This window comes from Rhodopseudomonas parapalustris (genome assembly GCF_053772255.1).
In genome coordinates this window covers 38,829-65,017 of the sequence record NZ_JAMKBZ010000028.1, presented here as the reverse complement: position 1 = coordinate 65,017, position 26,189 = coordinate 38,829, and the positions used below count along the sequence as shown (strand labels likewise).

Sequence of the window (26,189 nt, the reverse complement as noted above, 5' to 3'; positions counted from 1 at the left end):
CCAAATTGTTCACGGACGACTAAGTAACAGCTTGTCCGGTGGCCTCGACCTCTCTCCGACGCCATTCCGGGTTGGCGCGTTTTCACGCGCGCCCCGGAATGACGCGGTAGACTTGCGCGTAGCCTACCTGTGCCGGCCGTCGATCGGCGTCAATTTCAGTTGCGACAGCTCGATACCGTCGATGCAGGAGACGTTCAGCGCCACCACTTCGGTGCCGTCGGGCTTGGTGCCTCGCGCAAACACCTCGACGCCGCACTCGGTGCAGAGCTGGTGGCTGATGGCGCGTTTGTTGAACAGATATTCCTTCAGGCTGTCCTCGCCGGCGCGCAACTGAAAACTCTTCGGCGGCAGGAAGGTGAAGTGCAGCCCCTTCTTGGTGCAGATCGAGCAATTGCAGGCCGTGACCATCGCCAAGTCGGTGGTGCATTCGAACCGCACCAGACCGCAATGGCAACCGCCGGTCAGGACTTTCACATCGCTCATCAGGCCACTCCGCCGCTCGCGTCAGCCGAGTCTAGCAGAGCGCCGGCCGCGCGCCAGGCGGTCCGCAGCGCAGCGGTCGGGCCGAAACAACAAAGCCCCGCGCGTGGCGGGGCCCGTCGTGGCTTCTGAACCGCGCCGTCGCGCTTACGCGATCTGGTCGACGCGGGTGCCCTGTCCGGGCGGCAGCGCCGCTTTCGGCGGCTGGATGCTGGTCGTGTCCTTGTCGTCTTTCGGCGGCGGCGGTGGCGGCGGAGGGCTCGCCTGGGTAGCCGGCCGGGTCACCGTTGTCGACGACACGCTCGAAATGCTGTCCATCAGTCTTTCCTCGTGTTGGCCAACGTCCCCCGATGAGATGGTGCGTCGGTGGCGACTTGCCAGCGACCGCGCCCAGGTCGTCATGGGATTGCAGGCGATGATCGCGCCGTCCGGTGAACTTTGCGCGCATGCCCGCGCCGGCATTTGCTTCAAATGCCGTGTTGTCGCCTTGGGAAAGAAGCGGGGCCGGTTTGCGACTACTCGCTGCTGTCGCGGCTGATCGAGATCGAGGATTCTGTCTTGGTGCGGGCGCAGCGCATGTCGAGCCGGCGGAACCGGGTCTTGATGTCGTTGCCGCGCAGGATGCCGACCCGCCCGAAGCAGCGCTTGACGCCGCGCAGAGTGTCCGGCTTCGGGATGGTGAACACGATCGCAGCCGCGCTGGCGATCAGGTCCTGAAATTCCGGCGACGGTTTTCGCGCCGGCGCTTGCCCGTAAATCTCGTTCTTGACCGTCCGGCTCGGACACCCCAGCCGCAGCGCCTTTGCGGCCGGATGTGACAGATAGATCGTATTGGCGGCGGTCTTGCCGACCGCGACCCCGGCGATCTGTGCCTTCAGCGTGCCGGCGAGGTCGTCGCAGCGGTCGGCTCGGGCCGGCGAGGCGGCCACCGACATCACCGCGACGGCAAACCCGGCGAGCCACGCGGCGCGGCAGGGCAAGCGGAACGAGCGGTCGGCAACGGCGATCATCAAACCTCCGCGATCAGTTCGGGGCGAAGTCTCATAGCGGAGGACGGCGAAAATGCAAATCCGAGAGAGCGTCCGCCTCAGTTGGAAGTGGCGGGAGCTGACGTAAAGTAGTAGACTTGCACGATGACTGAACTCCTTCAACAGGCACTGCAGCAGGTCGCAAAGCTCTCGGAGCCCGAGCAGGATGCTGCCGCGGTCGCGCTGTTGGATTACGTCCAACACATGCATGGGCTGCGCCTGACCGAAGCGCAGGTTGCTGAAGTTCGTCGGCGCCGATCCGATCCGAACCGTAGGCTGGTATCTCATGAGGACGCCAAGCAGCGGATCGTTCGATTGGGCTCGCTGCCGCGGCAATGAGGCTCGTCTTCGACGATCGCGCGCTCGACGATCTCGAACAGATTTTCAGTTGGATAGCCATCGACAGCCCTGTCCAGGCCGAGCGCGTGGTCGGGCGACTTTTCAGCAGCGCCGAACTATTGCTTTTGTTTCCGATGATGGGCCGGCTGGGGCAGGATCCGGGAACCCTCGAGTGGGTCGTTCCTCGATTGCCCTACGTCCTTGTCTACGAAGTCGATGAGGTCGAGCAGCGGGTCATCGTCACTGCAGTGCTTCATGGCGCAAGGGACCGCGAGCCCTGAGCCGCCGCGGCGGCAGACCTCCCCTCCCTCCCGTTTTGAACCCTTCAAAATCCCGCCGAAACCGCCTAGACAGGGCCGCGAATTTCCCCATTCGAGGCCTTGTCCATGAACGCTCCCACGCCGATTCCGTCCGCCGCTACCCCGGTTCCGCCCTATAAGCACACCCCGCTGTTCCCGCTGGGCAAGGACGACACCGTCTATCGCAAGATCACGTCGGACGGCGTGCGGGTCGAGAAGGTGCTCGGGCGCGACATGCTGGTGGTGGAGCGCGAGGCGCTGCGGGCGCTGTCGGAGGCGGCGTTCGGCGAGATCAACCATTATCTGCGGCCGGGCCATCTCGCCCAGCTCCGCAAGATCCTCGACGATCCAGAGGCCAGCCCGAACGACAAGTTCGTCGCGCTGGACTTTCTGAAGAACGCCAACATCGCCGCCGGCGGCGTGCTGCCGATGTGCCAGGACACCGGCACCGCGATCATCATGGGCAAGAAGGGCGCGAACGTCATCACCGACGGCGACGACGAAGCGGCGCTGTCGGAAGGCGCGCGCGACGCTTACTTGCGTCGTAATCTGCGCTACTCGCAGGTCGCGCCGCTGTCGATGTTCGAGGAGAAGAACACCGCCAACAACATGCCGGCGCAGTGCGAGATCTACGCCGAGGGCGACGATGCCTATAAGTTCATGTTCATGGCCAAGGGCGGCGGCTCGGCCAACAAGAGCTTCCTGTTCCAGGCGACGCCGTCGCTGCTGACCCGCGACCGGCTGCTGGCGTTCCTGAAAGAGAAGATCATGACGCTCGGCACCGCGGCGTGCCCGCCCTATCACCTCGCGATCGTGATCGGCGGCACCTCGGTCGAGACCACGATGAAGACGGTGAAGCTCGCCTCGGCGCGCTATCTCGATGCGCTGCCGACGAAGGGCTCCGAATTCGGCAACGCCTTCCGCGACGTCGAGATGGAGCAGGAAATCCACAAGATGACGCAGAGCCTCGGCGTCGGGGCGCAGTTCGGCGGCAAGTATTTCTGCCACGACGTTCGCGTCATCCGGCTGCCGCGCCACGGCGCCTCGTTGCCGATCGGCCTCGGCGTGTCGTGCTCGGCCGACCGCCAGATGCTCGGCAAGATCACCAAGGACGGCGTGTATCTGGAGGAGCTGGAGCACAACCCGGCGCAGTATCTGCCCGAGGTCGAGCAGGCGCTCGGCGACGAGGTGGTGAAGATCGACCTCGACCAGCCGATGAAGGACATCCTCGCCACGCTGACCAAGTACCCGACCAAGACCCGGCTGTCGCTGACCGGCACCATGATCGTGGCGCGCGACGCCGCCCACGCCAAGCTGCGCGACCGGCTGGAGAAGGGCGAGCCGCTGCCGGACTACTTCAAGAACCATCCGGTATACTACGCCGGCCCGGCCAAGACGCCCGACGGCTACGCCTCCGGTGCGTTCGGCCCGACCACGGCGGGGCGGATGGATTCGTTCGTCGATCAGTTCCAGGCGGCCGGCGGCTCGATGGTGATGGTCGCCAAGGGCAACCGCGCGCAGGCGGTGCGTGAGGCCTGCAAGAAATACGGCGGCTTCTATCTCGGCTCGATCGGCGGCGCTGCGGCGAACCTTGCCGAGCACTGCATCAAGAAGGTCGAGGTGCTGGAATATCCGGAGCTGGGCATGGAGGCGATCTGGAAGATCGACGTCGTCGACTTCCCGGCCTTCATCATCGTCGACGACAAGGGCAACGACTTCTTCAAGGAACTGAATCTGGGCTGAGGCGAAGTCGCGGGGCCACCGCTCGCACCGTCATTCCGGGGCGCTCACGAAGTGAGCGAACCCGGAATCTCGCCGTTCGGGGCCGACAACCGGTTCAACGCAGAACATCTCGGGATTCCGGGCTCGCTCGCTGACGCGAGCGCCCCGGAATGACCGCTTGGGGCAGGTGCGCTGCCGCGGAGGCGGGGCGCCTTACGCCTTCGCGCCGGTGAACGGGAACGAGCCCATCGGGCCGATGCCCATCTCGCCGGACATGCTGTCGCCGCTCACCTTGCCGGTGTAGCTCAGCGTCAGCGGCATCGGGTTGGTGATCGACAGCTTCCAGGCGACGTCGTCGCCGTTCACAGTGCCGTCGAAGATATCGCCGGCATCGCCGTCGGCGGATTGCGTGCCGGTGAGCGTGCCGCCGTCGGCCTTCAGAGTCAGGTCGGCCTGCCGCTCGCCCATCGGCGTGCTCATGGTGAGTTTCCAGTTTCCGTCGACTGCCATGTGTTTCTCCCCTTGGTCCGGCCCTCGTCAGTTCGCCGGGCCGCCCCTCTTAGTATGCTGCGGGAGCGACAAACAAGCCCGAAGCTGCGCCACCGCTGCGGCCAGGGGCCGCGATGCTGCGAACGCAAGGATCTGGCGGTGTCCTGCTCTGCCTATCGTCCATGCAGATACCTGTGGTGCACTGCACGCGTCGTGCTATTCTGAGGCAACAACGGAGGACGCCTCGAGGTTCCCACGGTGACGGTGGAGACCCGACATGCGTTTGTCATCTGCGATTGCCGCTATCGGCTTTGCAGCGCTCCTGCCTGGAGTGAACAGCACCCCGGCGGCCGCTCAGGTCGAGGTGGTGTCCGAAGCGACCACGACCCGTCTCGACATCGCGGCGCAGCCTGCAGGACGGTATCTGCTTAGCGCGACCGTCCGCACCGACTATGGCGCCGGCGTCGCTGACGGGCGGATCGTGTTCTACGACCTGTCGACCAGCACGGTACTGGGCTGGACCGACGCCGCAAGGCCGAGCCTGACGGTGGATGGTCTGGCGCCGGGCCATCATCTGCTGCGCGCCGATTACGCCGGCAGCGCCAGCCGGCTGCCGCTGGTCGTGCTGCCGAGCCAGTCGACCGAGACGGCGCTCGATGTACTCGTCAAGCCGCGGCTGACGCTGTCGTCGTCCGATCTGGCGCCGGCACCAGGCGCGGTGGTGACGCTGACTGCGGTCGTCACGGGTTCGCACGGCCTGCCCGCAGGCACGGTCAGTTTTCGTGACGGCGACCGAGTGATCGCGGCGCATATGCCCCTCGACCGGACTGGGCTTGCGGCGTTTACCACTTCGGCGCTCGACAACGGGATTGGAGGCGTCGTGGTGATCTACGAAGGCGATCGCAGCTATGCGCCGGCTTCGGCGCAACTCGCACCGTCCGACGACAGCACGCTGGCTCAGGCCGATACGCCGCGAATGTGAACCGCAGGATCGCCCAACGACCGCGTTACGGTTCGGCGGCGACCGCTGAGGTCGCGGCCGGCGCCCCGACTGCAGCGGCCCGGCGCCGGTTACGGATCGCCAGACGGAACACCAGATACTGCCCGGCGACCGCCGCGACCTTGAACGCCGGCGCGATCACCATGACGTAGAACGTCCAGATCTTGATGTCGCCGGTCATCGCCGCGGCCACCACCCCGGCGCCGAGCAGCAGCATCAGCGCGGCCCAGAGATAGCCGGCGATCCGCACGTAGTCGGGAATCGTCTCGGCGACGATCGGCGGCACATAGCGCAGCATCCAGTCGCGGCGCAGCATCAGCAGGCCGACCGCGATATGGCCGACGCTTGGCTTGATCAGCACGAAGCGGGCGTCGTTGGTCAGCAGCGTGGCGCCACCGAGCACCACCACCAGCGCGACGCTGGCGTAGGCCATCACGTCGAGCCGTTGGCCCTTGAGCTTGGCGTAGATGAACTGCCCGACCGCGCCGAGTACCGCGACGATCGTCGCCAGCGCCACATTGCCGGTCGAGAAATACAGCACCACGAAGACGATGGTGGAGAAGAAGTCGCTGCCGATCTTGGCGAACACCGCCTTCATTGCACGTTTCTCCGCTGTCGCGTCCTCAGATTGTGCGTGTCTCGGATTGGGAAGTAAACCGCGCGCCTCCAGAGGCAAAGGCGCCGGCTTCGATTTTCGACGGCGGTCGGGCCGGTTTGGAACGGTTGCAAAGCAAGGGCCTCCGGCCACCGGAACCGCGATCCGTCGCTGCTGGGTTGGGGAAGGTTCGAGCAATTTCCAACTTGGGCACTGCCCTTTGCGGCGGAATCGCTCTAGAACGGCGCCCTCGTGTGTCCTTTAGCCGCGTTCGAATCGAAAGCCCATGCCGCTGTTGTCGAATGACCATTACCGCGTCGGCCGCTCCAAAACCGGGCTCGGCCTGTTCGCGGTCAAGCCGATCAAGAAGGGTGCCAAGATCATCCGGTATTTCGGGCCGCTGCTCGACGCGCACAACAAGAAGCACGACGGCATCGAGAACAAATACCTGTTTGAGCTGAACAAGCGCTGGACCATCGACGGCTCGGTGCGGAAGAATATCGCCCGCTACATCAATCACGCCTGCAAGCCGAACGCCGAGTCCGACGTCAACCCGCGCAAGAAGCGGGTGATCATCCGCGCCATCAAGAACATCGAGCCGGGCGAAGAGATCAACTACGACTACGGCACCGATTACTTCAAAGCCTATCTCAAGCCGATCGGCTGCAAGTGCGTCTCCTGCGAAAAGAAGCGCAAGAAGAAGGCTGCTGAAGCGAAGGCCGAAAAAGCCGAGCTGAAGCTGAAGGCCGAGCGCAAGGCGCAGGCAGAAGCCGAAAAGGCCGCCCGCAAGGCCACGAAGTCATCCGGCAAGGCAAAGAAGGAAAAGGCCTCGAAGCCGGACAAGGTCGCCAAGTCGAAGGCGCCTGAAGCCGCGAAGGGGACGTCCAAGGTCGCCGGCAAGTCTGCCAATCCCAAGGCCGCGACAGGTAAGGCTGGCAAGAGCAAGGTCGCGAAGCCCAAGGTAGCGAAGCCCAAGGTCGCGAAGCACAAGGCTGGTAAGCCCACCTCTGCTAAGTCAGCAAAGACCACCGCGTCGCGAAGCAAGACGGTCGCGAGCAAATCCAAGGCCACCTGATCGTCGGCGTAGCCTCTCGTCGCGTCATTGCGAGGAGGCGCAGCCGACGAAGCAATCCAGGCCCCGACACGAAGTCTGGATTGCTTCGCTTCGCTCGCAATGACGAGCGGAGCGTGAGTGCTTATGCGGCGACGGCTGCATCACTCCGCTTCAGCCCGATGAACTGCAGCTCTGCGAAGATCCCGACCGCTGTCGCCTGCACCAGCACGAAGGCAATGCCGAGGGCGTTCGGGGCTACTGACCCGCTGAGCAGCAGGGTGACGCTGCCGAGCGTCCACATCGCGTTGCCGGCAATCACAATCAGCACCATCGTGCGCGGCAGCACGGCGCGGGTGCCGAGCCAGCCGACAAGAACGGCGTAGCCGATCAGGAGCAGCCCGGTTTCCAGCAGCAGCGGTTCCGGCAGCGCGAGGAGCCGCGCGAGCACGCCGGAGCCGAAGCTCAGCAGCAGCGCCATCGCGCCGCTGACCACGGCGTCGGCCTGCAGAGCGCGGCGCAGCAGCGCAGACGGACGGATCATCGAAGCTTGCATCATGGAATATCTCCTTCGGTTTGCAGCGACGCTGCGAAGGATGCCGGGCGGCGCGATCCAATTCGATTACCTGACAGGTCAGAAATGCCTTACCTCGGAGGTTATGGATGCTGTGCGGCCCGCGTGCTAGCGTTTGTGCCATGAACACCAACGTGTCGTCCATCAACGCTGTCGCCGGCGCGCAGCCTGTCCGGATCGGCGATTACTTGCGGCAATGGCGACAGCGCCGCCGGCTCAGTCAGCTCGATCTCGCGCTCGATGCGGAGATCTCGGCGCGGCATTTGTCGTTCGTCGAGACAGGGCGCGCTTCGCCGTCGCGCGAGATGGTGCTGCGGCTCGCCGAACGACTCGACGTTCCGCTGCGCGAGCGCAACGTGCTTCTGGTCGCGGCCGGCTTCGCGCCGGCGTTCCCGCAGCGCTCGCTCGACGATCCGGCGCTCGCCTCGGTGCGGGCCGCGGTCGATCAGGTGCTCGCCGCGCACGAACCCAATCCGGCGCTGGCGGTCGATCGCCATTGGAGCCTGGTCTCCGCCAATCGCATGGTGGCGCCGATGCTGGAGGGCGTTGCGCCGCATCTGCTGGCGCCGCCGCTCAACGTGCTGCGGCTGTCGTTCCATCCCGAGGGGCTGGCGACGCGCACTGCCAATCTCGGCGAATGGTGCGGGCATCTGCTCGAGCGGTTGCATCGGCAGTGCGAGACCAGCGCCGATCCAAAGCTGATCGCGCTGTATGAAGAATTGAAGACCTATCCGGTGCCGGCGCGCGCCGCGCCGATTGTGCCGGATGCGGTCGCGGTGCCGTTTCGTCTGCGGCTCGGCGACGATGTGCTCAGCTTCATTTCCACCACGATGGTGTTCGGGACGCCGATCGACGTCACGCTGTCGGAGATCGCAATCGAGACGTTCTTTCCTGCCGATGCGATCACAGGGACGCGATTGCGCGAGCTCGCCGCTCGGCTCTGATCCGCCTTGTTCGGCGTTGCCTGAGCCCCATCTGTGTGGGACTGTGCCGGCAACGACAACAAGGAGACGCCGATGAGCACGCTGAAGCCGCTGAAGATCGACGTGGTGTCCGACGTAGTTTGCCCGTGGTGCTACATCGGCAAGAAGCGCATCGAACAGGCTATCGCGTTGGCGCCGGAGGTGCCGGTCGAGCTGACCTTTCGGCCGTTCTTCCTCAATCCCTGGGTGCCGCGCGAGGGCATCGGCCGTGACGAGTATCTCACCACTAAGTTCGGATCGCCGGAGCGCTACAAAGAGATCGCCGGCCGGATCGCCGAGACCGCCGCGCAGGAAGGGCTGGAGTATCATCCCGAGCGGGTGGAGCGGCAGCCGAACACGATCGATTGCCATCGCCTGATTCATTGGGCCGATGCGGTCGGTCAGGGGCCGGCGATGAAGCAGCGGCTGATGGAATTGTATTTCCGCGACGGCGGCGATCTCACCGACCCCGAGGTGCTGGTGCAGGCCGCGGCCGATTGCGGCCTCGATGCCGTCGACATTCGCGCCAGACTCGCGACCGATCAGGACGTCGAGGAAGTGTCGGCGCAGGCGCAGGAGGCCGCCGAGAAAGGCATCTCCGGCGTGCCGACTTATGTGTTCATGCAAAAATACGCGGTATCGGGCGCACAGGATCCGACGTTGATCGCTCGCGCCATCCGCAAGCTGTCGGCGGAGCTGAACGCGGAAGCCGCAGAGTAATCAGCGTTTCAGCATCCGCTTGGCGAAGTGGCGCAAGCTGTCGCGCGCCGACAGCGCCGCGGCGATCGGGGCGAACAGCGGATCGCGCGTGCGGAGCGGCAGCACCAGATCGCCGACCGCGAACCGGCCGCGCCAGATCGGATCGATCATCGGATGCTGGGCGCTGGCGGTGGAGTCGGCGAAGCGGATCTCCGGATCGGCGCACAGATGCCGCGTCAGCGCCAGGGTCAGCAGCACGCCGGGCGAACAGCGCGCAAAGCTCTCGTCGATGCCGAGCTTGAAGAAGTAAGCGCGGTCGGCGTGGCGCAGCACGACGCCGGCCGCGACCGGTGTGGCGCCGGCCGACAAGATGATCACTTCACACTGACGGCGCCCCGCCAGCGCGATCGCGGCGCTGCGTAGCCGTGCCGCCAGCGCCGGCTGCCGCTTCAGCGAGGAGCCGCGGCGGCCTTTCCAACCGCTGTCCTCGAGGTCGAGAAATACATCGAAGCCGCGCGCCACCTCGTCCGGGGCGCGCGCAACGTCGAACCGTACCTCGCCATGGTCGCCGAGCCGGCGTTCGAGCCGCCGCAGTTCCTTCAGCTTCCGGCTGCCGAGCCCGTCGCGCAGCAACGCATCGGCATCGCCGGTGGCGTCGAGGCCGGCGCGGGTCCAGCCGCGGATCAGGCGCGGGGCAAGGCCGGACGCGGCGAGCGCGCGGCGCAAAGCACCGACCGCCTCGCCGTCGCGTGCGACGTCGCGCAGCACCAGCGCGCGGGCGCCGGACGCACGCGCCTGCGCCAGCAATTTGGCCGCGGCATCGTCGGCGGCGTTACGGTCCAGCAGCGGCGTGTCGAGCGAGCGAAACGGATCGGCGGACACCAGAGCGGGCAGCGGCAGGCGGAACGCGCGCCAGCACGAGACAACGGGCAGCAGACCGATCAGGCGGCCGGCGGCGTCGTGGGCCGCCAGGGCTTGTGGAGCGCCGTCGCCTGCGCCGCCATTGGCGGCTCCGACCCATTCCGGCAGGTAGTAACCGTTCGGCTCGATCACCCGCTCGGCGAGATCGCGCCACGCCGGCTCGTCGATTGCCGCGAGGCCAGGCAGCGTACCCGGCCGTGCCGGCTCCATTGCCGGTCTTGCGCGGTGGTGCACCAAGGGCGAGGCGGGATATGTGTCGGCCAAGGAATGGATCCTGCGCGTTGGGGCGCGCCGGCCGATCGCAGGCCGGCACGCGGACCCCGAATCTAGCTGCACGTCCCTGAACGTCTGCTTGGTTCTGCGGAGCAATCTGCCGATAGTGTTAACCACGGCTTTCCGGGCGAGCGGCGCAGGCGTCGAATGGCCACAGCAGCGAGGCTGAACCCAAAGCGGGGCGGGTGCGACCAAAAGCCGACATCGGACAGGCAGGGGAGACGCCATGCGACGCGCGATGATGAGAACCGCGGCGCTAGCCGCGACGATGCTGTTCAGCGCGGGAGCTGGAGGCGCGTCGGCAGAAAGTCGGGTCGCGCTGGTGATCGGACAATCGGCCTATCGGGCAGTGCCGGCGCTGCCCAATCCGGTCAACGACGCCAAGGCGATCGGCTCGCTGCTCGGCGACGCCGGCTTCGAGGTCACGGAGGCCGCGGATTTGAGTCAGAACGAGCTGCGCGCCAAGGTCGGCGACTTTGCCGCGACGGTGGCGGCGAAGGGGCCGGACACTGTGGCGCTGATGTTTTATGCCGGCCACGGCATCCAGGTTGACGGTGAGAATTACCTGATCCCGGTCGACATCGATCCCAAGCGCGAGGCCGACATCCCGTTGCAGGCAGTGCGGCTCAACGACGTGCTCAACACGTTGAGCTCGGTGCCGAGCAGGACCCGGATCATCATGCTCGACGCCTGCCGCAATAATCCCTTCCCGAGCATCAACAAGACCACCGGCCAGGGCCTGGCGCTGGTCGATACCAAGTCCGGCGCGCCGGGCACGCTGCTGTCGTATTCGACCTCGCCGGGCGCGGAGGCGGAGGACGGAGGCGGCACGAATAGTCCCTACACCACCGCGCTGCTGAAGGCCGGGCGCGAAAGCGGGCTGAAGATCGAGGATACGCTCAAGCGGGTGCGGCTTGCGGTCAATCAGGCGACCGAGGGACGCCAGACGCCATGGGAAAGCTCGTCGCTGGTCGACGATTTCCATTTCTTCGCCGCCGCGGCGGCACCTCCGCCCGCGCCGGGCGACAATCCGGCGCCGAGGCCGCGCACGGTCGAGGAATGGCGCAGCTTGCTCAAGGGCAAGCCAGTGGATCAGGCCAATGCGCTGATTGTCTCCGACGGCTCGGCCGACGCCTATGAGGCGTTCGTTGGGCTGTATGCCGAGCCACCGTTCGCACCGGACGCCAAGCGCTGGCTCGACCGCCACCGCCGGATGCAGGCGTGGAACCGGGCGGTGCTGGCCAACACCGGGTCGGCCTACACCACGTTCCTGGCCGAATATCCCGACAGCGATCTCACGGTGACCGCCCGCAAGCTGGCCGACCGGCTCCGTAACCGCCCCGACAACGCGGTGGTGGTGCCGGCCGCTCTGGCGACCCCGGTGGTCGCCGCCGTGGCACCGACCTGTCCGTGCGGGCCGGCCACGCCGCTGCTGCAGCAGAAGGTCGAGCCCAAGAAAACCGACGGGAAGAAGACCAAGTCCCGCGCTGAGCGTGACGATCCGCCCAAGCGCGGAAAGAAGGCATCGCGCACCCGGGTCTATGTCGAGGACGAGGAGGACGACGTCGTGGTGCGGCGGCCGCCGATCTACGATGCGCCGTCCGGCCCGGTGATCCAGTTCGGCGGCGGTTTCCGCGGCGGCTATGGCGGCCCCAATCGCGGGGCACCGATCGGTCCGAGCCGCGGCCGCTATTGAACGTGCCACCCGGCAGGCGCCGGAGCGACGGCTGTGAAGCGGCGTCCGGCTCGCTCACAGCATCGCGAACGCGCTCGACACCATCGCCACCGGCTTGCGGTCGGTGGCGCCCAGCAGCGTGACCCGGCCGAAGCTCATGGTGCGGCCGAGCCGGACCAGCCGGGCGTCGGCGATCACGTCGGTCGAGGCGACCGCTTTGAGGAAGTGCGTGGTCTGATCGACCGTGGTCATCGGCCGGAAGCCACGGTTGCCGGCACAGACCGCGAACACCATCGCGGTGTCGGCGAGCGCCATCAGCGCCTGGCCGCAGACCACCCCGCCGCTCCGGCACAGCCGCTCGGAAAACGCCATCCGTAGGATCGCGCCCGGCTGCCAGTCGGCCGGGGCCCCGACCGGCGGGTCGAGCTCGAGCGCCTCGATCGACAGCCCGAGGTCCAGCACCCAGGGCGCGAACGCCTCCTGCAGCATCTGCCGCGCCTCCTGAAGGCCGAACTCCGCCTGCTGCTCCGCCATGCGTCTCTCCCTGAACCTTTGATTATCCACGTATTTCGCAATGTTTCGCAGCATCCCACCCGATTCGGCACGGCTTGAAAACGACACCGTCGATCCCTTAAGTTCGGCGGCATCCGAAAGGGGACACAATGGTCAGACGAGTTGCGTTGGTGGTCGGCCTGGTGGTGACGGCGATCGTGGTGAGCGGTTGCACCAAATGTGGTCCGATCTGGGAAGACTGGCAGTCGCCGAAATCCTGCCGGTCGGATCATCTGTAGCGCGGAAGCCGCTGAGTTGGCGCTGCGCAAGAGGGAGTTTGCGATGAAGATTCTGCACGGCGTTGCCGTCCTGGCCCTGCTGACCGGACCGGCCTTTGCCCAGGGCGAGGGCCCGCACGTCAATCTGGTGCCGGAGATCCAGCACAAGACCCCGGAAGAGAGGGCCCAGGACGCGATCAGGCAGAAGGCCTACCAGGAGTCGCTGCGCAAGATTCCGGATGCTCAGGCGCCGAACGATCCCTGGGGCGGTGTCCGCGGGGTGGAGGCCAGCCAGCCCAAGGCCAAGCGCAAGGCCCATCAAGCCAATTAAGCTCGTCCAAAGACCACACCCCGGGCGATCGGCAGGTGGTCAAAACGGCACAGATTTTTTCTGCGATTTGAGGATGATGCGCGGCGGAGCTCCGGCGTGCGCGACCAGTTGCGCGCCGAATCCGACTGACACAATCGTTTTCGTTCGTAGGATATCATGTGACGTCGCGCGAGGTGCCGTTCGATCCAAAGGTCTTTCTTCGCAGTGCAGGCACGGGACGCACCGTTCTGCAATTTCGCGCCAGCCAGACCATCTTCATGCAGGACGAAGCCGCCGACTGCGTGATGTATATCCAGCAGGGCCGCATCAAACTGTCGGTGATGTCGGAGCAGGGCAAAGGCGCAGTGGTCGCCATCCTGCAGCCCGGCCAGTTCTTCGGCGAGAGCGGCCTGCTCGACCATCGGCGTCGCGCGACGGCGATCGCGCTGGAAGACTGCACCGTCACCAGCATCACCAATACGACGATGATGGCGACGCTGCAGCGCGAACCGGCGATGTGCGAGCTGTTCACCCGCTATCTGGTCGCGCGCAATTCCCGGGTCGAGGACGATCTGATCGATCAGTTGTTCAACAACAGCGAGAAGCGCCTGGCGCGACTGCTGTTGCTGCTGGCCGACGCGGTCGAAGCGTCGCGTCCCGTGCCGATCGAGATCAGCCAGGAGACGCTGGCGGAGATGATCGGCACCACGCGCTCGCGCGTCAGCTACTTCATGAACAAGTTCCGCAAGGCCGGCTTCATCGACTACAACGGCCGGATCGAGGTGCACCCGACCTTACGCAACGCGGTGTTGCCCGACCGGCCCCGCATCGTCGCGAGCGACCGCGATCCGGAGTGATGCGAGTCGGTGCGGTCCGTGGCGGGACGGAATCCGGGCGGGGAGCTCCGAGACGTGCGGCGGATCGCATCGTGAATCCGGGGCATGGATTCATGCGATAGAGAGTTCCGGTTCGATCGGAAGCTGCAAAGCTGGGCTCGCGCGTCCAGCTTATGCCTTTTTTTCGCCGAGCAGATTCCCGGTGCGGCGATTGACGAAGTGCATCTGCGAGCAGGCCGGGCAGTGCAGCAACTCGAAGCTCGATTGCGCCGGGCTTTCGGGATCGTCTGTGAGCCAAGTCTGGACCTTCATCCCGGTCCGGGGACACTGATACAGGACATGCGTCATAGGGACGGCCGGTTTCGCCTTTAGTTCTAGAGAACGACTTGAAGGCCCCGCTAGTCCGCACGATTGATATAGATCAACTTGCGTATGATTATACCGTTAAATTGCCCCTGAAACGCACGCAAGTGTAATCGATGTAACCTTGCCGGTGCTGGAACACAGGCGTCCACTGCCGCACGGCCAAGCCTCTGACCCCGAAACGCAAAAGGCCGCCGGCGTGAACGCCGCGCGGCCTGTGCGGTATTGCTCAGTCTGAGCCGTCGTTACTTGCGGGCGCAGCTCACTTCGATGCGCACCGAGCTGGCGCCGCAACGTGCGGTCATGATGCCGTTCTCGACCGAGATGTTGTCGCTGAATCGCGCCGACCCGTTGCCGACGCACAGCGCCGAGACCAGCGCTTCGCCGGCATCGCACGCAGTCGGACAGCCATTGGCCGAGCAGCTCGTCGACGACAAAGTGCGGATGCTGGAAACCGAGGCGCCGTCCTTGCCGGCAGGGCCGGGCGGTCCGGCGGGACCGGCCGGGCCTTGCGGGCCCGCTTCGCCTTGTGGCCCGCGGGCGCCGTCGTCGCAGCCTGCCAACGCGAGGGCGGCACCCGCCAGCACGATCAGTGCGCCCATCCGAAATCCGTGCAGTGCTGTCCGCCGCATCCTTCACTCCCTGTCGCTTCGGCCGGATGCGTTCGGCATGCGGCCTGTCATCTGTCAGACGACCATCGAACCGGCCGCCGCTCCCGTCGGAATCCTAGAGCATCCGGGTTCGAAACGGAACCTGACGGGATCGAGACGAGGATGCTTCCGTAGCGCCGGCGCCGCGCAGCCTGCCCAAGGTCGCCGTCTTCCAGATTCCGTCTTCCGGGCTCCGCCCACCAGGTTTTCTCTTCCAGGCTCGACCTGAAAAACCGGAGGGACAAAAAACAAGGAGCCCCGAACGAGGCCGTGTTCGGGGCTCCGGTCAGCGTCGAAACTCCCCACCTCTAGAAAGCTCGGCAATGACGCCGCTAAGCTAGCGGCGCGGATTTCGTATTGCCTATGCGTGAGATCAAATACCGTTGCTATCCTCGGCCGCTGACGCTGCTGCGCGGATCGCGCTCGGTGAGCTTGGCGATCAGTTGCTTGAGGACCCGGCGGCGGTCCTCGTCGCGGGTCTCCGACAGCAGCCGCCGATACAGTTTCAGGTTCTCGTCGCGGACGAATGTCTCCAAGACGCCCTCCTGCGCGTTGATCCCGCGGGCCCCGGCAACGATCGTAACGCCTGCGCCCCACGTTGCTCGTCACCACTGCGACTGGATAGCGACATCAGGCTAGTGCGCGTCAAAGTTCATGTCGATCCGAAAAGCCGTCCAAAGGTTGCAGGAAATTTCCGGTCGTTGTCAGGAATGATCCGGACGACGACCGCGATTTCGGCCGGTGTCGCAGCCTCATCCGAAGGAATGGATGGTGAGGGGAGCCCGCTGCGGTAAAGGAGGCGTGCGGTCATTGCACGGGACATTGGAAGATGAGCTTTTGGTATGTGGTCGACGCCGTCGCTGTCGGAATCGTCCTGCCCTGGATCGTCGCGACCTATCGGCTGCTCGAGGCCTTCAAGCGCGGCACCGGCGCCGGCCTGACCAAATGGGCGATCTATGCGGCGATTTGCGTGCCGGCGATGCTGCTGGTGATGTGGGGCATTCAGAACCTGCGCTGAGAGCGGGTGGCGCGGCCTTCACAGCCGCTCAGTGCCGCCAGCGTAGACGGCCGCCGCGGCACTGCTGTTGCGGATGCGGCGTGCCTCGGTCATCGCCCGCTGCACCCCGAGATCTCCAGAGTCGCAGGAAGAGGTGATCAGCTAGTTGCACTTCGGGCACTGGGTCTGAAACCCCTCCCGCATGTTCTTGATCTTCTCCCGGAACGGCACCCGGCAGCGGCTGCACAGCACCTGCACCTTGTCCGGCATCTTTGGAGTGGCAAGAAGGCTGTCCATCCTTTCAGTTGGGGCGAAGCCGGGTTGAGAAAGGGTGAAGGGGAGGCTTGCTGATCGGTCCAATTGTGCAGCACGTTCGCATGCTGGACGATCGGCGCCGATGACTATGAGTTGCGGTTAAGAACCAGACACATCCTCTGTCGAAGCCGAGCGCAGCACGCGCTGATCATCGGCAGCTACGTCGGACCGAAGCGGTCAAGGACTGCGGAGCAGGCTGATAGCAGCGCCCGCTGCAACGCGGCCGGCAAGCGATTACCAGGCGCAGGCCGCGTGTTTCGTGATTGCTGTGGAGCGAGACTATTTACTAGCACGTCTCCCGTGTTTCTCTCAGTTGCCGGCTCTCGTGACAGGCCACACTGCTGGGCATTGCAACGGGGGCGGGTGATTCGCGATGTCCGATGGTTCAATCAGGGGCGCGCGACCGCGCGCGTGGCTTCTTTCGGCTGGCTTTCGCTTATTCGCTGTTATTGCCCCAAGGGTCCGCAGCGCGATGGTGGCGGGTGTCGTGGCGATCGGTCTCGTCGGTGCCACGTCGGTATCGGCGCAAGCGCAGTTCACCGGCATCTACGGCTTTGGCGACAGCTATGCCGACACCGGTGCGGCACCCGGTGGTGCGTTTCGTCTCGCCGGCGCGCCTGCAGGCTGCCAGTCACTGCCGCTGCCCGACAATTGCCGGTTCACCGGCGGGACCAATTTCGTCGAGACCCTGCAATCGATCTACGGTCTGCGCGGCCTGACCAACTATGCGATCGGCGGCGCGCTCACCGACAACACCAATACGCTCAACAGTGAGATCCCCGGTCTGGTGCCGCCGTTGCCCGGCTTCGTCTATGAGCTTGCCCGGCTCGCTCATGACGGGGTCAGGTTCAGCAGCACCGACCTGGTCACGGTGTCGATCGGTGGCAACGACTCGTCGCTGCTGACCAGCAGCGTCGCAAGCGCCACCGCGCTTGGCATCGCGGCCGCGGGGCGGGCCGTCAACGGCACCGGGGTGGCTCCGCTGTCCGGGACCTATGACGGCGTCACCTACAACAACGTCGTCACCTCCGGGGTGCATCAGCTGGTCGACGCCGGCGCCCGCAACATCGCCTGGCTCAGCGCCGGAAATTCCAAATACTTTCCGGTGCCGGAGGGCGGCGGGGCCATCGGCGACGCCGCCCGCGACGCCTTTGCCCACACCTATTATCAGCAGATCCAGCTCCTGCTCCGGCCGATGGCCCAGGCCGGAGTGCGCATTTTCCTGTTCGACTTCGAAATCCTGCAGGCGCGGATCTACGCCAATCCCGCCCAATACGGCTTTGCCGCCGACCCGCTATGCCAGCAGAGTTCGGCGCCGCACAGTCCCACCTGCTTTTATCAGAACGCGGTGCATCCGACTGCCGCCGCGATGACACTGATCGGCAACTACATGGCCAATCAGATCGATGCGCCCTCGACTGTGGCGCCGCAGGCGGGGATCGCGAACGCCGTGATCACCGGCTTCACGGCCTCGGCGCTCGACCGCCTCGACGCCAGCCGTCGCTTCCAGCCGTTTGGCCTCGGCGCCGCGATGGCGGCGATGCCGACCAAGGCGGCCATGCCGACGGCCCCGGAGGATCGCTGGTCGGTGTACGGCGACGTCAGCTATGCCGGCGGCAATCGCGATCGGCAGTTCTATGCGTCGGGCTACGACTACACCTCGACCGGCGGCTATCTCGGCGTCGAGTATCGGCTCGATCCGAACTGGCGCGTCGGCGGCGTGTTCGGCTATTCGCAGCCCGAGGTCAAACTCGGCGTCCAGGACGCCCGCAACCGGATCGACGCGTTCCAGTTCGCGGGCTACGGCTCCTACGCCGATGCGCACTGGTTCGCCGACGCCATCGTGGCCTATGGCCGGCACGAATTGTCGCTCGAGCGTCGCGGCATCATCGACATGATCCGCGGCAGCACCCATGCCGACGTTTTCACCGCCGCCGCCAAGACCGGCTATCTGTTCGACGCCGGCAAGCTGCGCGTCGGGCCGATCGCGAGCCTGCAATACAGCTACGCCACTATCCAGGGCTACACCGAGACCGGCGACGTGCTGCTGACCATGATGGTGGACCGGCAGACGCTCGACAGCCTCACCGGCGATGCCGGCGTGCAGTTCCGCTATCCGCTGCAGCTCGGCAGCGGCATCTACACGCCGTTCGTCAACCTCACCGCCGCGCATGATTTCCTCGGCGGCCACAGCGTCACCACCACGCTGGTCACGGCCCCGTTGCTACCGATCCTGACGCCGGTGTCGGCCGACGGCGGCACTTACGGCCGCGTCGCCGCCGGCGTCTCGGCGCTGGTGACCGACAAGGTCTCCGCCACCGTGACCGGGACCACCAGCTTCGCCCGCCGCAGCGGCAACGACGCCGGCGTCAGCGGCGGCCTCAAGGTCGCGTTCTGACAGGGGGGAGGACCGAGCCGCGACGTTGTCGCCGCGGCTGCGGGAGGCTCGGGTGGCCTGGCGTGCGGCGAAAGCGATGGTCGCCGCCGCGCGAAGATAGCTAAGCAACCGAGACATTAGCCAAGCAATATGCTTGGCATATGCCAAGCATTCTAGCGATGATTGAAGCGCTGCCACAAAGCCTTGGCCATCTCGGTTTCTCCAATTGTCGGTGTATTCCGAGACCATGGTGGGCTCGATGACTGAAAGCCGCAACGGGGTCTAAACAGGCCACTGGAACCGTTCCCGATCTCTGTCGTTTTCAGGGGTTCCGTGTCGGTTTAGACGGGATCATCCGGGATCAGGCTGGACGTCGCGGGATGGAATGGGGTTAGCCGTCCCTAGCCCGATACCTGTAGATGGCGGAACGGCTCGGGGTCCGGTCCGCGCCGAACCGCTCGCGGCATTCGGCCATGATGACGGGGACGGTCTTGCGCGCAAGCCGTCTTGCGATGAACGCCTCAACTTGGGCGTCCTTTTCGACCGATGACAGCCACCCTTTGAAGCCCTGTTTAGCCCGCTTTAACGCCGCCAGTTGCCGCTGGCAGTTCAGCAGCTCGGCGTACTCCGCCGCCGGGATGGTCACCGCCTCGACGACGCCCGCAACTGTCCGTTTGGTCGGCTTGCGCATCGCTCAAACCGTGTCGAACAGCGCATTGGAGCTGTTGCCGAGCTTGGCCAGCTCGCGGGTGATCTCCGAACCGATCTGGCGGCCGTTCTTGCCAGCACCGTTGACGGTGATGTTGTTGACCACCTGGACCGATCGGCCGCCGAGTGCGGCCCGCTTGCCGCTCGGTGCGGCGGGAGCTGGTGCGGGCGACGGCGCGGATTGCTCACTGGAGGGAGCGCCGGACGCACCGCCGAGCCGCGGTGAAATCTGCGGCGAGACGGAAAAATTCCAAATCGCGCGGATCGCGTCCACCGCGGATCGCGACTCGTCCACGGCCCTTGCGCTCTCGCTGGCGACCGCCCGGCGAATGCGCTGCATCGTCGATTCTGCCACGCTGGCGGCGATCGGCTGCACCGGAGAGAAGTTTTGCGGGTCATCGACCTTGATTTTGTGTCGTCCGATCTCAGGCGGGTTGAAGCTCTTCACCGGCGAATAGTCGGGACGTTTCGGCGTTGCGGCGCCGTACTCCGTCTGCGACGCCCGAACCTCGCGTTCGTGCTGGGCTTGCGCCGCCGCATGGGCGGCGCCTTGGAATCGGCCGGGGAAGGCCGACTTCGGCGGCGGCTTGCCGGCCAGTGCTTCGCGCGTCGCCTTAGCGTGGGCGGCGGCCTGGAAGCGGCCGGGATAAGCCGATCTCGGGCCGGCCGGCTGATCAACACGCGGCGCGTCCGATTCCTTCTTGTCGCCCTTGAAGTACTCGCGTGCGCTGTCGAGGCCGCCAGCGATCTTCTCCAGCAACGAAATCGCCGGCGTTGCCTCGGCCACGAACTTGCCGACTGCGACGCCGGCGGCCGACCACGCATTCGACAGACCCACAATCGCGCCTTGGGCGTCGCCTGTCACGCGCGCAACGTCATTTACGATGCTGCCAGCCGACTTCGTGTTGATCTCCGCAATAAGTGCACGAAGCTCGGATTTGAGGGTTACGATCGCGCTGACGGCTTGCCGACTGTCGATCTCGCCGAACAGCTTCGGTAGCTTGGACAGATCGCCCTTGGTGGCCTGCTCGGTTAGTTCGATCACGACATCGGAGAACGACTTCCCCGCCTTTAGCCCCTTCTTAAGGCCGCCTTCGAGATCGACGCCCATTTTCTTGAAGTTGTTCTGCACGTCCGTGCTGTAGATCTTGGTGAGCAGATCGCGAACGCCGTTTGCAGCCTGTTCGTCGGTCCCGGTCTGCTTTCTCACGATCTCCAGCATCGCGCCCAACTCTCCGAGCTTGCCGATGCCTTCCTGGTGGACGTTTGCCCATTGCGAAGCGAGCTGCGGCAGATATTGCGCAATCGCTCTGAGTTCGAATTGCCCCTTTTTGCCGGCGTAACTCAGCTTATCGAACGCCTCCGGGAGCTCTTCGATCTTGATTTTGAGGTTGTCGAGCATGGCTCCGGACGTTTTCGCCATGTCATCGACAGCAGCGCCGGACGCTTGCGCCGACTGCGTTACGGGGTCCAGGAGCGCGAGAGCGTCCGGGAGTTCATCGCCCCGCGCAACAAGTACTTCCAGCCCTTTCAGCACCTCCTCGACTGGCATCGCGTATTTCTTCGCGATGCCGCGCACATCGGCCGTTGCGGCGTCAACCTGCGCCTTCGTTGCATCGGCCGTGATGCCGACGCGCGTCATGCGGCGGTCCAATTCGGCGAAGTCTTCGAACGATTGCTTGACGCCGCCGACGACGCGATACGCCGTGTATACGCCGCCGACCGCTCCGACGACGCGGGCGCCTCCGGCAACCACAGCGGCGCCTGCTTTCGATCGCTTGGGATGGGGCGGGCCGCCGCGGCCTTCGCCGGTGCCGGCGCTGACGCCATGGCCCTCGCTGCGCACGCGGCGCAGGCTGCGGGCGAGGCTGTCGGCCGCGGTGTTGGCGCGCCGCAGTGAGTTCACCAGCCGCTCGGCGCGGGTGCCGTCGAGCTGCCGCAGCGCGTTGACGACCTGGCGCAGCGCCCGCTCGTTGCCGAGCGCTTCGGTCTTGCTCTTGCCGAGGCCGCGCGCCAGCCGGTCGGCCTTGGCCGGGTCCAGCTTCTTGGTGCCGGCGGCGGCCTTCTCCAGGGCGGCGCCGGTCTGTTTGGCCTCGGTCTTGGCTTTGGTTAGATCGGCCGCGAGCTTGCCGGCCTTGGCACCGTCCAGCTTCTTGGCGGCGGCGCCGATGCCTTCCAGCTCTTTCTTGGCGTCCTTGGCCGGGCCGCCGAGCTGGTTGACCAGGCGTAGGCGAAGCGCAACGTCGAGATTGGACACGGGCTAGCCCTCGCTGCTAATCGAGCGTTCCGCCGGCAACCGCCATCACGGCGTCGGCGAACGTCATCTGGATTCCGAGTGCCGCGCGCGCTTCCAAGTAATTGCGCGCGGCAGCGGCGAGCGCTACCGGATCAGGCGCGGAAGTCATGCCGGCCGCAACGTTCGCGGACGCGATCGCCGGCATCGAAAGGGCCGGCGCCGCAACCAGCGCGATCGAATGCAACCATGTCGCCGTGCCGCCCGCGTCATGATGAAAGGTCGGGCTGATGAAACGATGTGTGCGCGACGCCAGCACGGAAAGGCCGCTCTGCAGCCATTCAACGTGCGCGTAAAGGCCATCGGCACGGGCCTGCAATTTCTTCACCCATCCGACCGCGTCGGCGCGTTCGCCGGACTGTGAACTCCGCGCAATGCTGTGGTCGAGATCAACCGGCAGATCGATGCCATCGGCGGCGAAGCGCGCAACCAGCACCTCCGGAATGAAGGTGTAGGATCGCCCGTCGCGGGTCTGCACAGGGCCGCGCGGCGCGACCTTGACGATGTTGGCGGCGCCATCGATCGCGGCGGCATCGAGGGTTGCGAAATGGTTCATGAGGAGCGCCCTTTCGATTCGATGCGCGCCTTGGCCAGATGACGAAAGACGGCCCGTTCGCTGAGATTGAGCTGTCGTCCAATCTTGGCCGCCGATAGGCCGCTCTCTCTGAGTTTGATGATCTGGGTGTGCAATGCGATCTTGGTATCGCTGCCGCGAGGAACGAGTAGATAGACGCCATGAAATATGCCGCGGCAGCTACCTTGCCGGAAGTAATCGCAGATCGCTTCTGCGGCCGGGCGTCCGACACACGTTACAAGCCAATGATCATCGGACTTGATTCGCGCTGGAAAACTAACCCGCGTGCCGCCATAGGCGGCGCCGAGTTTCAGCGCCGCCTCTTCGCCGGCCACTTCGGCGATCTCGCCGAGAACACCAGGGAAGCGCGGGGGAGGCATGGATCAGTCGATCCTTTCGGCGGGCGACTACGGGGTTTCGTCGGTTTCGGCGACGATGTTTTCGATGAAGTAACCGACGTCGGGCGCGATGATCAGCTCTTTCGCTTGCTCGGCGACGCGGACGATCTCGGCGCCGTCGATACCGATAGACGGGTCTTGATAGCTGCCGGACCGCCGAGTGCCGAGCCGGGCGGTGTAGCCGAACGTCACCGAATTTTCGGTCTTCGCCCCGGTGGCGAGATGCAGAAATGCGCAGTGCGGCCCCCACACCTGTTCCAAGACCGGCGCCTGGCCCTTGCGGGCCGTGTTCAACCAGCCTTCGCCGACCAGCACATTCCGCAGCTCGAACAGCTTCGCGAACTCTTACGGGAAAGAAATGAGCCCCTCCGTATGCGCAGTTGGCGACATATTCCCGAAGCGCTACAGTCTTGCCGACGCCAGCCGCTCCGGTGAGTGCGACGTTTTCACGAGTCTTGAGTGCGATATTGAGGCGCTGGTGTATCAATTTGCTGGTTGACGTTTCGATGAACGGCAGATGGATCATTACTTGCTCCTAGATAGGATTCGGCTGAATTTTTCGGTGATCGCCAGATCGGCTTTGATCTTGCTCTGAACCCTCTGAACGCGGCGGGCTTCGCGATCTTCGGGCGCTTCCAGCATCGCCGCGACGATCTCGGCGGCTTGCTGGTTCGGCACGATGGTGCCGGATACTGGCGCCTCGGGAGCCGGCGCGAGCATGGCAGCGGCGGCGATGGTGTCGGCGATCGGATCGGCGGGCGGAGCCGCTTGTTTCAGCTCGCGCGTGCGGGAGTTGAAGAGACGTTCCCGCCGCTTCTGCTCTCGCGCGTTGGCGGGATCGGTGCCGTCGATCGCCACGTTCGGCTTGGCGTAGCCGATGATCGCCCGCTCGTTGTCGAGGTCGAACAGCGGCACCGCCGGCCAGTCGTGAAAGCGCCCTTTAAGAATGCCGATCTTCTCGCCGGATCGGTAGTGCAGCTCGTCGCACGTCCACCACTGACCGTTGACGCGGATGCCGAACTTGCCGACCGATGCCACGTCTCGCTTCGAAAAGGCGATGATCAGCGATGCGCGATCGACCTTGGCGATGGTGAAGCCATCGTCGATGTGCGCCTGATAGACTTCGTTCGGCGAGCGGCCTTTGAGCTTCCCGCGCTGCGGCGCTTCGTTGTATTCCTGCACCCGCATGTCGGCGAGCCGGGCGAACAGATCGAAGTCGCCGGGGAAGGGTGCTGTCGGGCGGCCGACTTGTTGTGTCTTCCGGTTGATCCGGTTATCGCTCTCTTCAGAACTACCTATCGAAGAGCAGCAGGATGCCGTTGGGGGTCTATTTGAAAATCTGCGAAGCTGCGGCTTGCCCACCGGACTATCCGGTGTCGCAACGTTTCGACCTGGACTATCACGCGTTGAAGGAAGCGTTGATCGACGTTGCGGCTCCTCTATTGAACGCGGTCGAATTGAGCGACGATTTCGAGATGACGGTTCGGGCCGCTGAGGATTTCGACGAAGAGCGCGTGCACAAAGCGGCCCGGTTTCTGACGGCAATGATCAGGAGCCGCTACGACATCATCTCGGAAAGCACTCTCTCTGACCCACTTGAAGAGGACCCCGCCGAAAACGCGGATCTGCAGGTTGACCAATAGGTTGACCAATCAGCATCACGGCGGAGCCGTGCGAGCGCGCAGTTTACGAATCTAGACGTGAGATTCGAACGCTACTTCAATCGGTTACCGCCCTTTCGTTCAATCCTTGTCGGACACATTTTGGCCTCATTTTGGGTCCGGTCTTTGGTAAAGCAGAAACGATAGCGGAATTAAGCACTTATCCATTTAAAACGACAAACAATTGCTGCACGCGCCGACAAAAAACGATTTCGCCTCCACCACCTCCAAATTCAACTTAGGACACTCATGGTCAAATCCGGGCAGCACCCGGAAAGGAACATATTGCGAACAGAGAACAAATGGGGTACGTTGTTTCTGTTGGCTGAGGCCGGCGCCGTTTGTCCAGTTGCCGAATCCCGTTCATAAGGAGCACGTTGATGGCTGCCCCCACTGCATTGCGTATCGTCGAAGGTTCCTCAATGGACAAATCCAAGGCGCTCTCCGCCGCGCTGTCTCAGATCGAGCGTCAGTTCGGCAAGGGCTCGGTGATGAAGCTCGGCAAGAACGATCGCTCGATGGACATCGAGACGATCTCGTCGGGGTCGCTCGGGCTGGACATCGCGCTCGGCGTCGGCGGACTGCCGAAGGGGCGGGTGATCGAGATCTACGGCCCGGAATCCTCGGGCAAGACCACGCTGGCGCTGCATTGCGTCGCCGAGGCCCAGAAGAAGGGCGGCATCTGCGCCTTCATCGACGCCGAACACGCGCTCGACCCGGTCTATGCCCGCAAGCTCGGCGTCGCCGTCGATGACCTGTTGATCTCGCAGCCCGATCACGGCGAGCAGGCGCTGGAGATCGCCGACACGCTGGTGCGGTCCGGCGCGATCGACGTGCTGATCGTCGACTCGGTCGCGGCGCTGGTGCCGCGCGCCGAGCTCGAAGGCGAAATGGGCGACGCGCTGCCCGGTCTGCAGGCCCGTCTGATGAGTCAGGCGCTGCGCAAGCTGACTGCCTCGATCAACAAGTCGAACACCATGGTGATCTTCATCAACCAGATCCGGATGAAGATCGGCGTGATGTACGGCTCGCCGGAGACCACCACCGGCGGCAACGCGCTGAAATTCTACGCTTCCGTCCGCCTCGACATCCGCCGCATCGGCCAGATCAAGGAGCGCGACGAGGTGGTCGGCAACCAGACCCGCGTCAAGGTGGTGAAGAACAAGCTGGCGCCGCCATTCAAGCAGGTCGAGTTCGACATCATGTACGGCGAGGGCGTGTCGAAGATGGGCGAGATCCTCGATCTCGGCGTCAAGGCCGGCATCGTCGAGAAGTCCGGAGCCTGGTTCTCGCACGACAGCCAGCGGCTCGGTCAGGGCCGCGAGAACGCCAAGGCGTTCCTCAAGGCCAACCCGGACATGACCGCCAAGATCGAGGCGGCGATTCGTCAGAACTCGGGGCTGATCGCCGAGCAGATCCTCGCCGGCTCGCCGGAGCGTGACGCCGACGGCGAGGAGCCGGTCGAGGATTGAGATCGACCGATCGCACGCGGCCGGATGCACCGGCCGCGTCGCGCACGAGAGACGAGCCGTCCATACGGACAGCGGCTGACAGATTTCAATACGGCGAGCGTTGCGGTCCCCTGTTACCGGGGCCTCTGCAGTGCTCGCCGCATTCGTTTTGGGACGGCTTGATTGCCGCTCGAGACTGAAGATGCTGTGCTGAAGCGCTGCTCTCAAACAGACGTCATGCGCGGGCTCGACCCGCCTGAGCGGCCGTAGCCGCTCCGGCGCCGCGAAGGCCCGCGCATCCATCGCGGGCGCAGCGCGCTGAACCGAGGCAAGTTGCGAAGAGGATAGATCGCCGGGTCGAGCCCGGCGATGACGTCTT

Annotated in this window: 33 protein-coding genes; 15 read left to right on the top strand and 18 right to left on the bottom strand. The window is 65.0% G+C overall.

Features of this window, described 5'->3' with window-relative positions:
* Positions 1–123: 123 nt before the first annotated feature.
* The 3 genes from M9H71_RS20325 to M9H71_RS20315 all read right to left on the bottom strand — a co-directional run bounded on the left by M9H71_RS20325 (position 124) and on the right by M9H71_RS20315 (position 1,490).
* Positions 124–483, bottom strand: a complete 360-nt coding sequence (locus M9H71_RS20325; RefSeq protein WP_455406729.1) for a GFA family protein — start codon at positions 481–483, stop codon at positions 124–126.
* A gap of 144 nt (positions 484–627) precedes the next feature.
* Positions 628–798, bottom strand: coding sequence for a hypothetical protein (locus tag M9H71_RS20320; protein WP_455406728.1), 171 nt, complete (start codon positions 796–798; stop codon positions 628–630).
* Positions 799–995: 197 nt separating this feature from the next.
* A complete protein-coding gene (locus M9H71_RS20315; protein ID WP_455406727.1) occupies positions 996–1,490 on the bottom strand; it encodes a hypothetical protein in 495 nt (164 codons plus the stop codon).
* 123 nt (positions 1,491–1,613) lie between these two features.
* Between M9H71_RS20315 and M9H71_RS20310 the strand changes: the two genes are divergently transcribed.
* The 3 genes from M9H71_RS20310 to M9H71_RS20300 all read left to right on the top strand — a co-directional run bounded on the left by M9H71_RS20310 (position 1,614) and on the right by M9H71_RS20300 (position 3,889).
* Entirely contained in the window at positions 1,614–1,847 is a 234-nt protein-coding gene (locus M9H71_RS20310) for a hypothetical protein (RefSeq protein WP_455406726.1), read from the top strand.
* Complete coding sequence (locus tag M9H71_RS20305) at positions 1,844–2,128, top strand: type II toxin-antitoxin system RelE/ParE family toxin (protein WP_455406725.1); 285 nt, start codon at positions 1,844–1,846, stop codon at positions 2,126–2,128. Before M9H71_RS20310 ends, M9H71_RS20305 begins: the two co-directional genes overlap by 4 nt.
* 105 nt (positions 2,129–2,233) lie before the next feature.
* Positions 2,234–3,889, top strand: a complete 1,656-nt coding sequence (locus M9H71_RS20300; RefSeq protein WP_455406724.1) for a fumarate hydratase — start codon at positions 2,234–2,236, stop codon at positions 3,887–3,889.
* 192 nt (positions 3,890–4,081) lie between these two features.
* Here the strand turns inward: M9H71_RS20300 and M9H71_RS20295 are convergent, their stop codons facing one another.
* Positions 4,082–4,378, bottom strand: coding sequence for a hypothetical protein (locus M9H71_RS20295; RefSeq protein ID WP_455406723.1), 297 nt, complete (start codon positions 4,376–4,378; stop codon positions 4,082–4,084).
* A gap of 256 nt (positions 4,379–4,634) precedes the next feature.
* On the opposite strand from M9H71_RS20295, the gene M9H71_RS20290 reads away from it, so the two are divergent.
* Complete coding sequence (locus M9H71_RS20290) at positions 4,635–5,339, top strand: Ig-like domain-containing protein (protein ID WP_455406722.1); 705 nt, start codon at positions 4,635–4,637, stop codon at positions 5,337–5,339.
* Between the two features lie 25 nt (positions 5,340–5,364).
* Here the strand turns inward: M9H71_RS20290 and M9H71_RS20285 are convergent, their stop codons facing one another.
* A complete protein-coding gene (locus M9H71_RS20285; RefSeq protein WP_455406721.1) occupies positions 5,365–5,955 on the bottom strand; it encodes an inner membrane-spanning protein YciB in 591 nt (196 codons plus the stop codon).
* Positions 5,956–6,238: 283 nt separating this feature from the next.
* On the opposite strand from M9H71_RS20285, the gene M9H71_RS20280 reads away from it, so the two are divergent.
* Positions 6,239–7,027 (top strand): SET domain-containing protein-lysine N-methyltransferase, encoded by a 789-nt coding sequence (locus tag M9H71_RS20280; RefSeq protein WP_455406720.1) that lies wholly within the window; start codon positions 6,239–6,241, stop codon positions 7,025–7,027.
* 121 nt (positions 7,028–7,148) lie between these two features.
* On the opposite strand, the gene M9H71_RS20275 is transcribed toward M9H71_RS20280, so the two are convergent.
* A complete protein-coding gene (locus M9H71_RS20275) occupies positions 7,149–7,562 on the bottom strand; it encodes a hypothetical protein (protein ID WP_455406719.1) in 414 nt (137 codons plus the stop codon).
* A gap of 137 nt (positions 7,563–7,699) precedes the next feature.
* Between M9H71_RS20275 and M9H71_RS20270 the strand changes: the two genes are divergently transcribed.
* Both M9H71_RS20270 and M9H71_RS20265 read left to right on the top strand, forming a co-directional pair.
* Positions 7,700–8,521 (top strand): helix-turn-helix domain-containing protein, encoded by an 822-nt coding sequence (locus M9H71_RS20270; protein WP_455406718.1) that lies wholly within the window; start codon positions 7,700–7,702, stop codon positions 8,519–8,521.
* A gap of 72 nt (positions 8,522–8,593) precedes the next feature.
* A complete protein-coding gene (locus M9H71_RS20265) occupies positions 8,594–9,259 on the top strand; it encodes a DsbA family oxidoreductase (RefSeq protein ID WP_455406717.1) in 666 nt (221 codons plus the stop codon).
* Here the strand turns inward: M9H71_RS20265 and M9H71_RS20260 are convergent, their stop codons facing one another.
* Positions 9,260–10,423, bottom strand: a complete 1,164-nt coding sequence (locus M9H71_RS20260) for a GNAT family N-acetyltransferase (protein WP_455406716.1) — start codon at positions 10,421–10,423, stop codon at positions 9,260–9,262.
* A 235-nt stretch (positions 10,424–10,658) separates the two neighbouring features.
* On the opposite strand from M9H71_RS20260, the gene M9H71_RS20255 reads away from it, so the two are divergent.
* The gene (locus tag M9H71_RS20255) at positions 10,659–12,128 is read left to right on the top strand and encodes a caspase family protein (protein ID WP_455406715.1); all 1,470 of its coding nucleotides are present in this window, start codon (positions 10,659–10,661) and stop codon (positions 12,126–12,128) included.
* Positions 12,129–12,182: 54 nt separating this feature from the next.
* Here the strand turns inward: M9H71_RS20255 and M9H71_RS20250 are convergent, their stop codons facing one another.
* On the bottom strand, positions 12,183–12,641 hold the full coding sequence (locus M9H71_RS20250; RefSeq protein ID WP_455406714.1) for a PaaI family thioesterase: 459 nt from the start codon (positions 12,639–12,641) through the stop codon (positions 12,183–12,185).
* Between the two features lie 128 nt (positions 12,642–12,769).
* Between M9H71_RS20250 and M9H71_RS20245 the strand changes: the two genes are divergently transcribed.
* From M9H71_RS20245 to M9H71_RS20235, 3 genes are all read left to right on the top strand, one after another.
* The gene (locus tag M9H71_RS20245; RefSeq protein WP_110788582.1) at positions 12,770–12,898 is read left to right on the top strand and encodes a peptidylprolyl isomerase; all 129 of its coding nucleotides are present in this window, start codon (positions 12,770–12,772) and stop codon (positions 12,896–12,898) included.
* A 43-nt stretch (positions 12,899–12,941) separates the two neighbouring features.
* Positions 12,942–13,208, top strand: coding sequence for a hypothetical protein (locus M9H71_RS20240; protein WP_455406713.1), 267 nt, complete (start codon positions 12,942–12,944; stop codon positions 13,206–13,208).
* Between the two features lie 158 nt (positions 13,209–13,366).
* Positions 13,367–14,044: a Crp/Fnr family transcriptional regulator gene (locus M9H71_RS20235; protein ID WP_455406712.1), complete on the top strand. Its 678-nt coding sequence runs from the start codon at positions 13,367–13,369 to the stop codon at positions 14,042–14,044.
* A 150-nt stretch (positions 14,045–14,194) separates the two neighbouring features.
* Here M9H71_RS20235 and M9H71_RS20230 read toward each other — a convergent pair whose 3' ends face one another.
* From M9H71_RS20230 to M9H71_RS20220, 3 genes are all read right to left on the bottom strand, one after another.
* On the bottom strand, positions 14,195–14,335 hold the full coding sequence (locus tag M9H71_RS20230; RefSeq protein ID WP_455406711.1) for a hypothetical protein: 141 nt from the start codon (positions 14,333–14,335) through the stop codon (positions 14,195–14,197).
* A gap of 296 nt (positions 14,336–14,631) precedes the next feature.
* Positions 14,632–15,018 carry a hypothetical protein gene (locus M9H71_RS20225; RefSeq protein ID WP_455406710.1) on the bottom strand — a complete coding sequence of 129 codons (387 nt, stop codon included), beginning with the start codon at positions 15,016–15,018 and terminating at the stop codon, positions 14,632–14,634.
* 404 nt (positions 15,019–15,422) lie between these two features.
* Positions 15,423–15,572, bottom strand: a complete 150-nt coding sequence (locus M9H71_RS20220; protein WP_455406709.1) for a hypothetical protein — start codon at positions 15,570–15,572, stop codon at positions 15,423–15,425.
* A 293-nt stretch (positions 15,573–15,865) separates the two neighbouring features.
* Here M9H71_RS20220 and M9H71_RS20215 point away from each other — a divergent pair, with 293 nt between their 5' ends.
* Positions 15,866–16,054: a hypothetical protein gene (locus tag M9H71_RS20215; RefSeq protein WP_455406708.1), complete on the top strand. Its 189-nt coding sequence runs from the start codon at positions 15,866–15,868 to the stop codon at positions 16,052–16,054.
* 141 nt (positions 16,055–16,195) lie between these two features.
* On the opposite strand, the gene M9H71_RS20210 is transcribed toward M9H71_RS20215, so the two are convergent.
* A complete protein-coding gene (locus tag M9H71_RS20210) occupies positions 16,196–16,330 on the bottom strand; it encodes a hypothetical protein (protein ID WP_455406707.1) in 135 nt (44 codons plus the stop codon).
* A 490-nt stretch (positions 16,331–16,820) separates the two neighbouring features.
* On the opposite strand from M9H71_RS20210, the gene M9H71_RS20205 reads away from it, so the two are divergent.
* Complete coding sequence (locus M9H71_RS20205) at positions 16,821–18,746, top strand: autotransporter domain-containing protein (protein ID WP_455406706.1); 1,926 nt, start codon at positions 16,821–16,823, stop codon at positions 18,744–18,746.
* Positions 18,747–19,116: 370 nt separating this feature from the next.
* On the opposite strand, the gene M9H71_RS20200 is transcribed toward M9H71_RS20205, so the two are convergent.
* From M9H71_RS20200 to M9H71_RS20175, 6 genes are all read right to left on the bottom strand, one after another.
* Entirely contained in the window at positions 19,117–19,416 is a 300-nt protein-coding gene (locus tag M9H71_RS20200; RefSeq protein ID WP_455406705.1) for a hypothetical protein, read from the bottom strand.
* Between the two features lie 3 nt (positions 19,417–19,419).
* Positions 19,420–21,690 carry a phage tail tape measure protein gene (locus M9H71_RS20195; protein ID WP_455406704.1) on the bottom strand — a complete coding sequence of 757 codons (2,271 nt, stop codon included), beginning with the start codon at positions 21,688–21,690 and terminating at the stop codon, positions 19,420–19,422.
* 16 nt (positions 21,691–21,706) lie between these two features.
* Positions 21,707–22,282: a phage protease gene (locus M9H71_RS20190; protein WP_455406703.1), complete on the bottom strand. Its 576-nt coding sequence runs from the start codon at positions 22,280–22,282 to the stop codon at positions 21,707–21,709.
* Complete coding sequence (locus M9H71_RS20185) at positions 22,279–22,680, bottom strand: hypothetical protein (RefSeq protein WP_455406702.1); 402 nt, start codon at positions 22,678–22,680, stop codon at positions 22,279–22,281. Before M9H71_RS20185 ends, M9H71_RS20190 begins: the two co-directional genes overlap by 4 nt.
* Positions 22,681–22,707: 27 nt before the next feature.
* Entirely contained in the window at positions 22,708–22,992 is a 285-nt protein-coding gene (locus M9H71_RS20180) for a hypothetical protein (RefSeq protein WP_455406701.1), read from the bottom strand.
* 231 nt (positions 22,993–23,223) lie between these two features.
* Positions 23,224–24,060 (bottom strand): hypothetical protein, encoded by an 837-nt coding sequence (locus tag M9H71_RS20175; RefSeq protein ID WP_455406700.1) that lies wholly within the window; start codon positions 24,058–24,060, stop codon positions 23,224–23,226.
* An 11-nt stretch (positions 24,061–24,071) separates the two neighbouring features.
* Here M9H71_RS20175 and M9H71_RS20170 point away from each other — a divergent pair, with 11 nt between their 5' ends.
* Both M9H71_RS20170 and recA read left to right on the top strand, forming a co-directional pair.
* Entirely contained in the window at positions 24,072–24,341 is a 270-nt protein-coding gene (locus M9H71_RS20170; RefSeq protein ID WP_455406699.1) for a hypothetical protein, read from the top strand.
* Positions 24,342–24,739: 398 nt separating this feature from the next.
* Positions 24,740–25,831, top strand: coding sequence for a recombinase RecA (gene recA, locus M9H71_RS20165; protein ID WP_455406698.1), 1,092 nt, complete (start codon positions 24,740–24,742; stop codon positions 25,829–25,831).
* Positions 25,832–26,189: the final 358 nt, after the last annotated feature.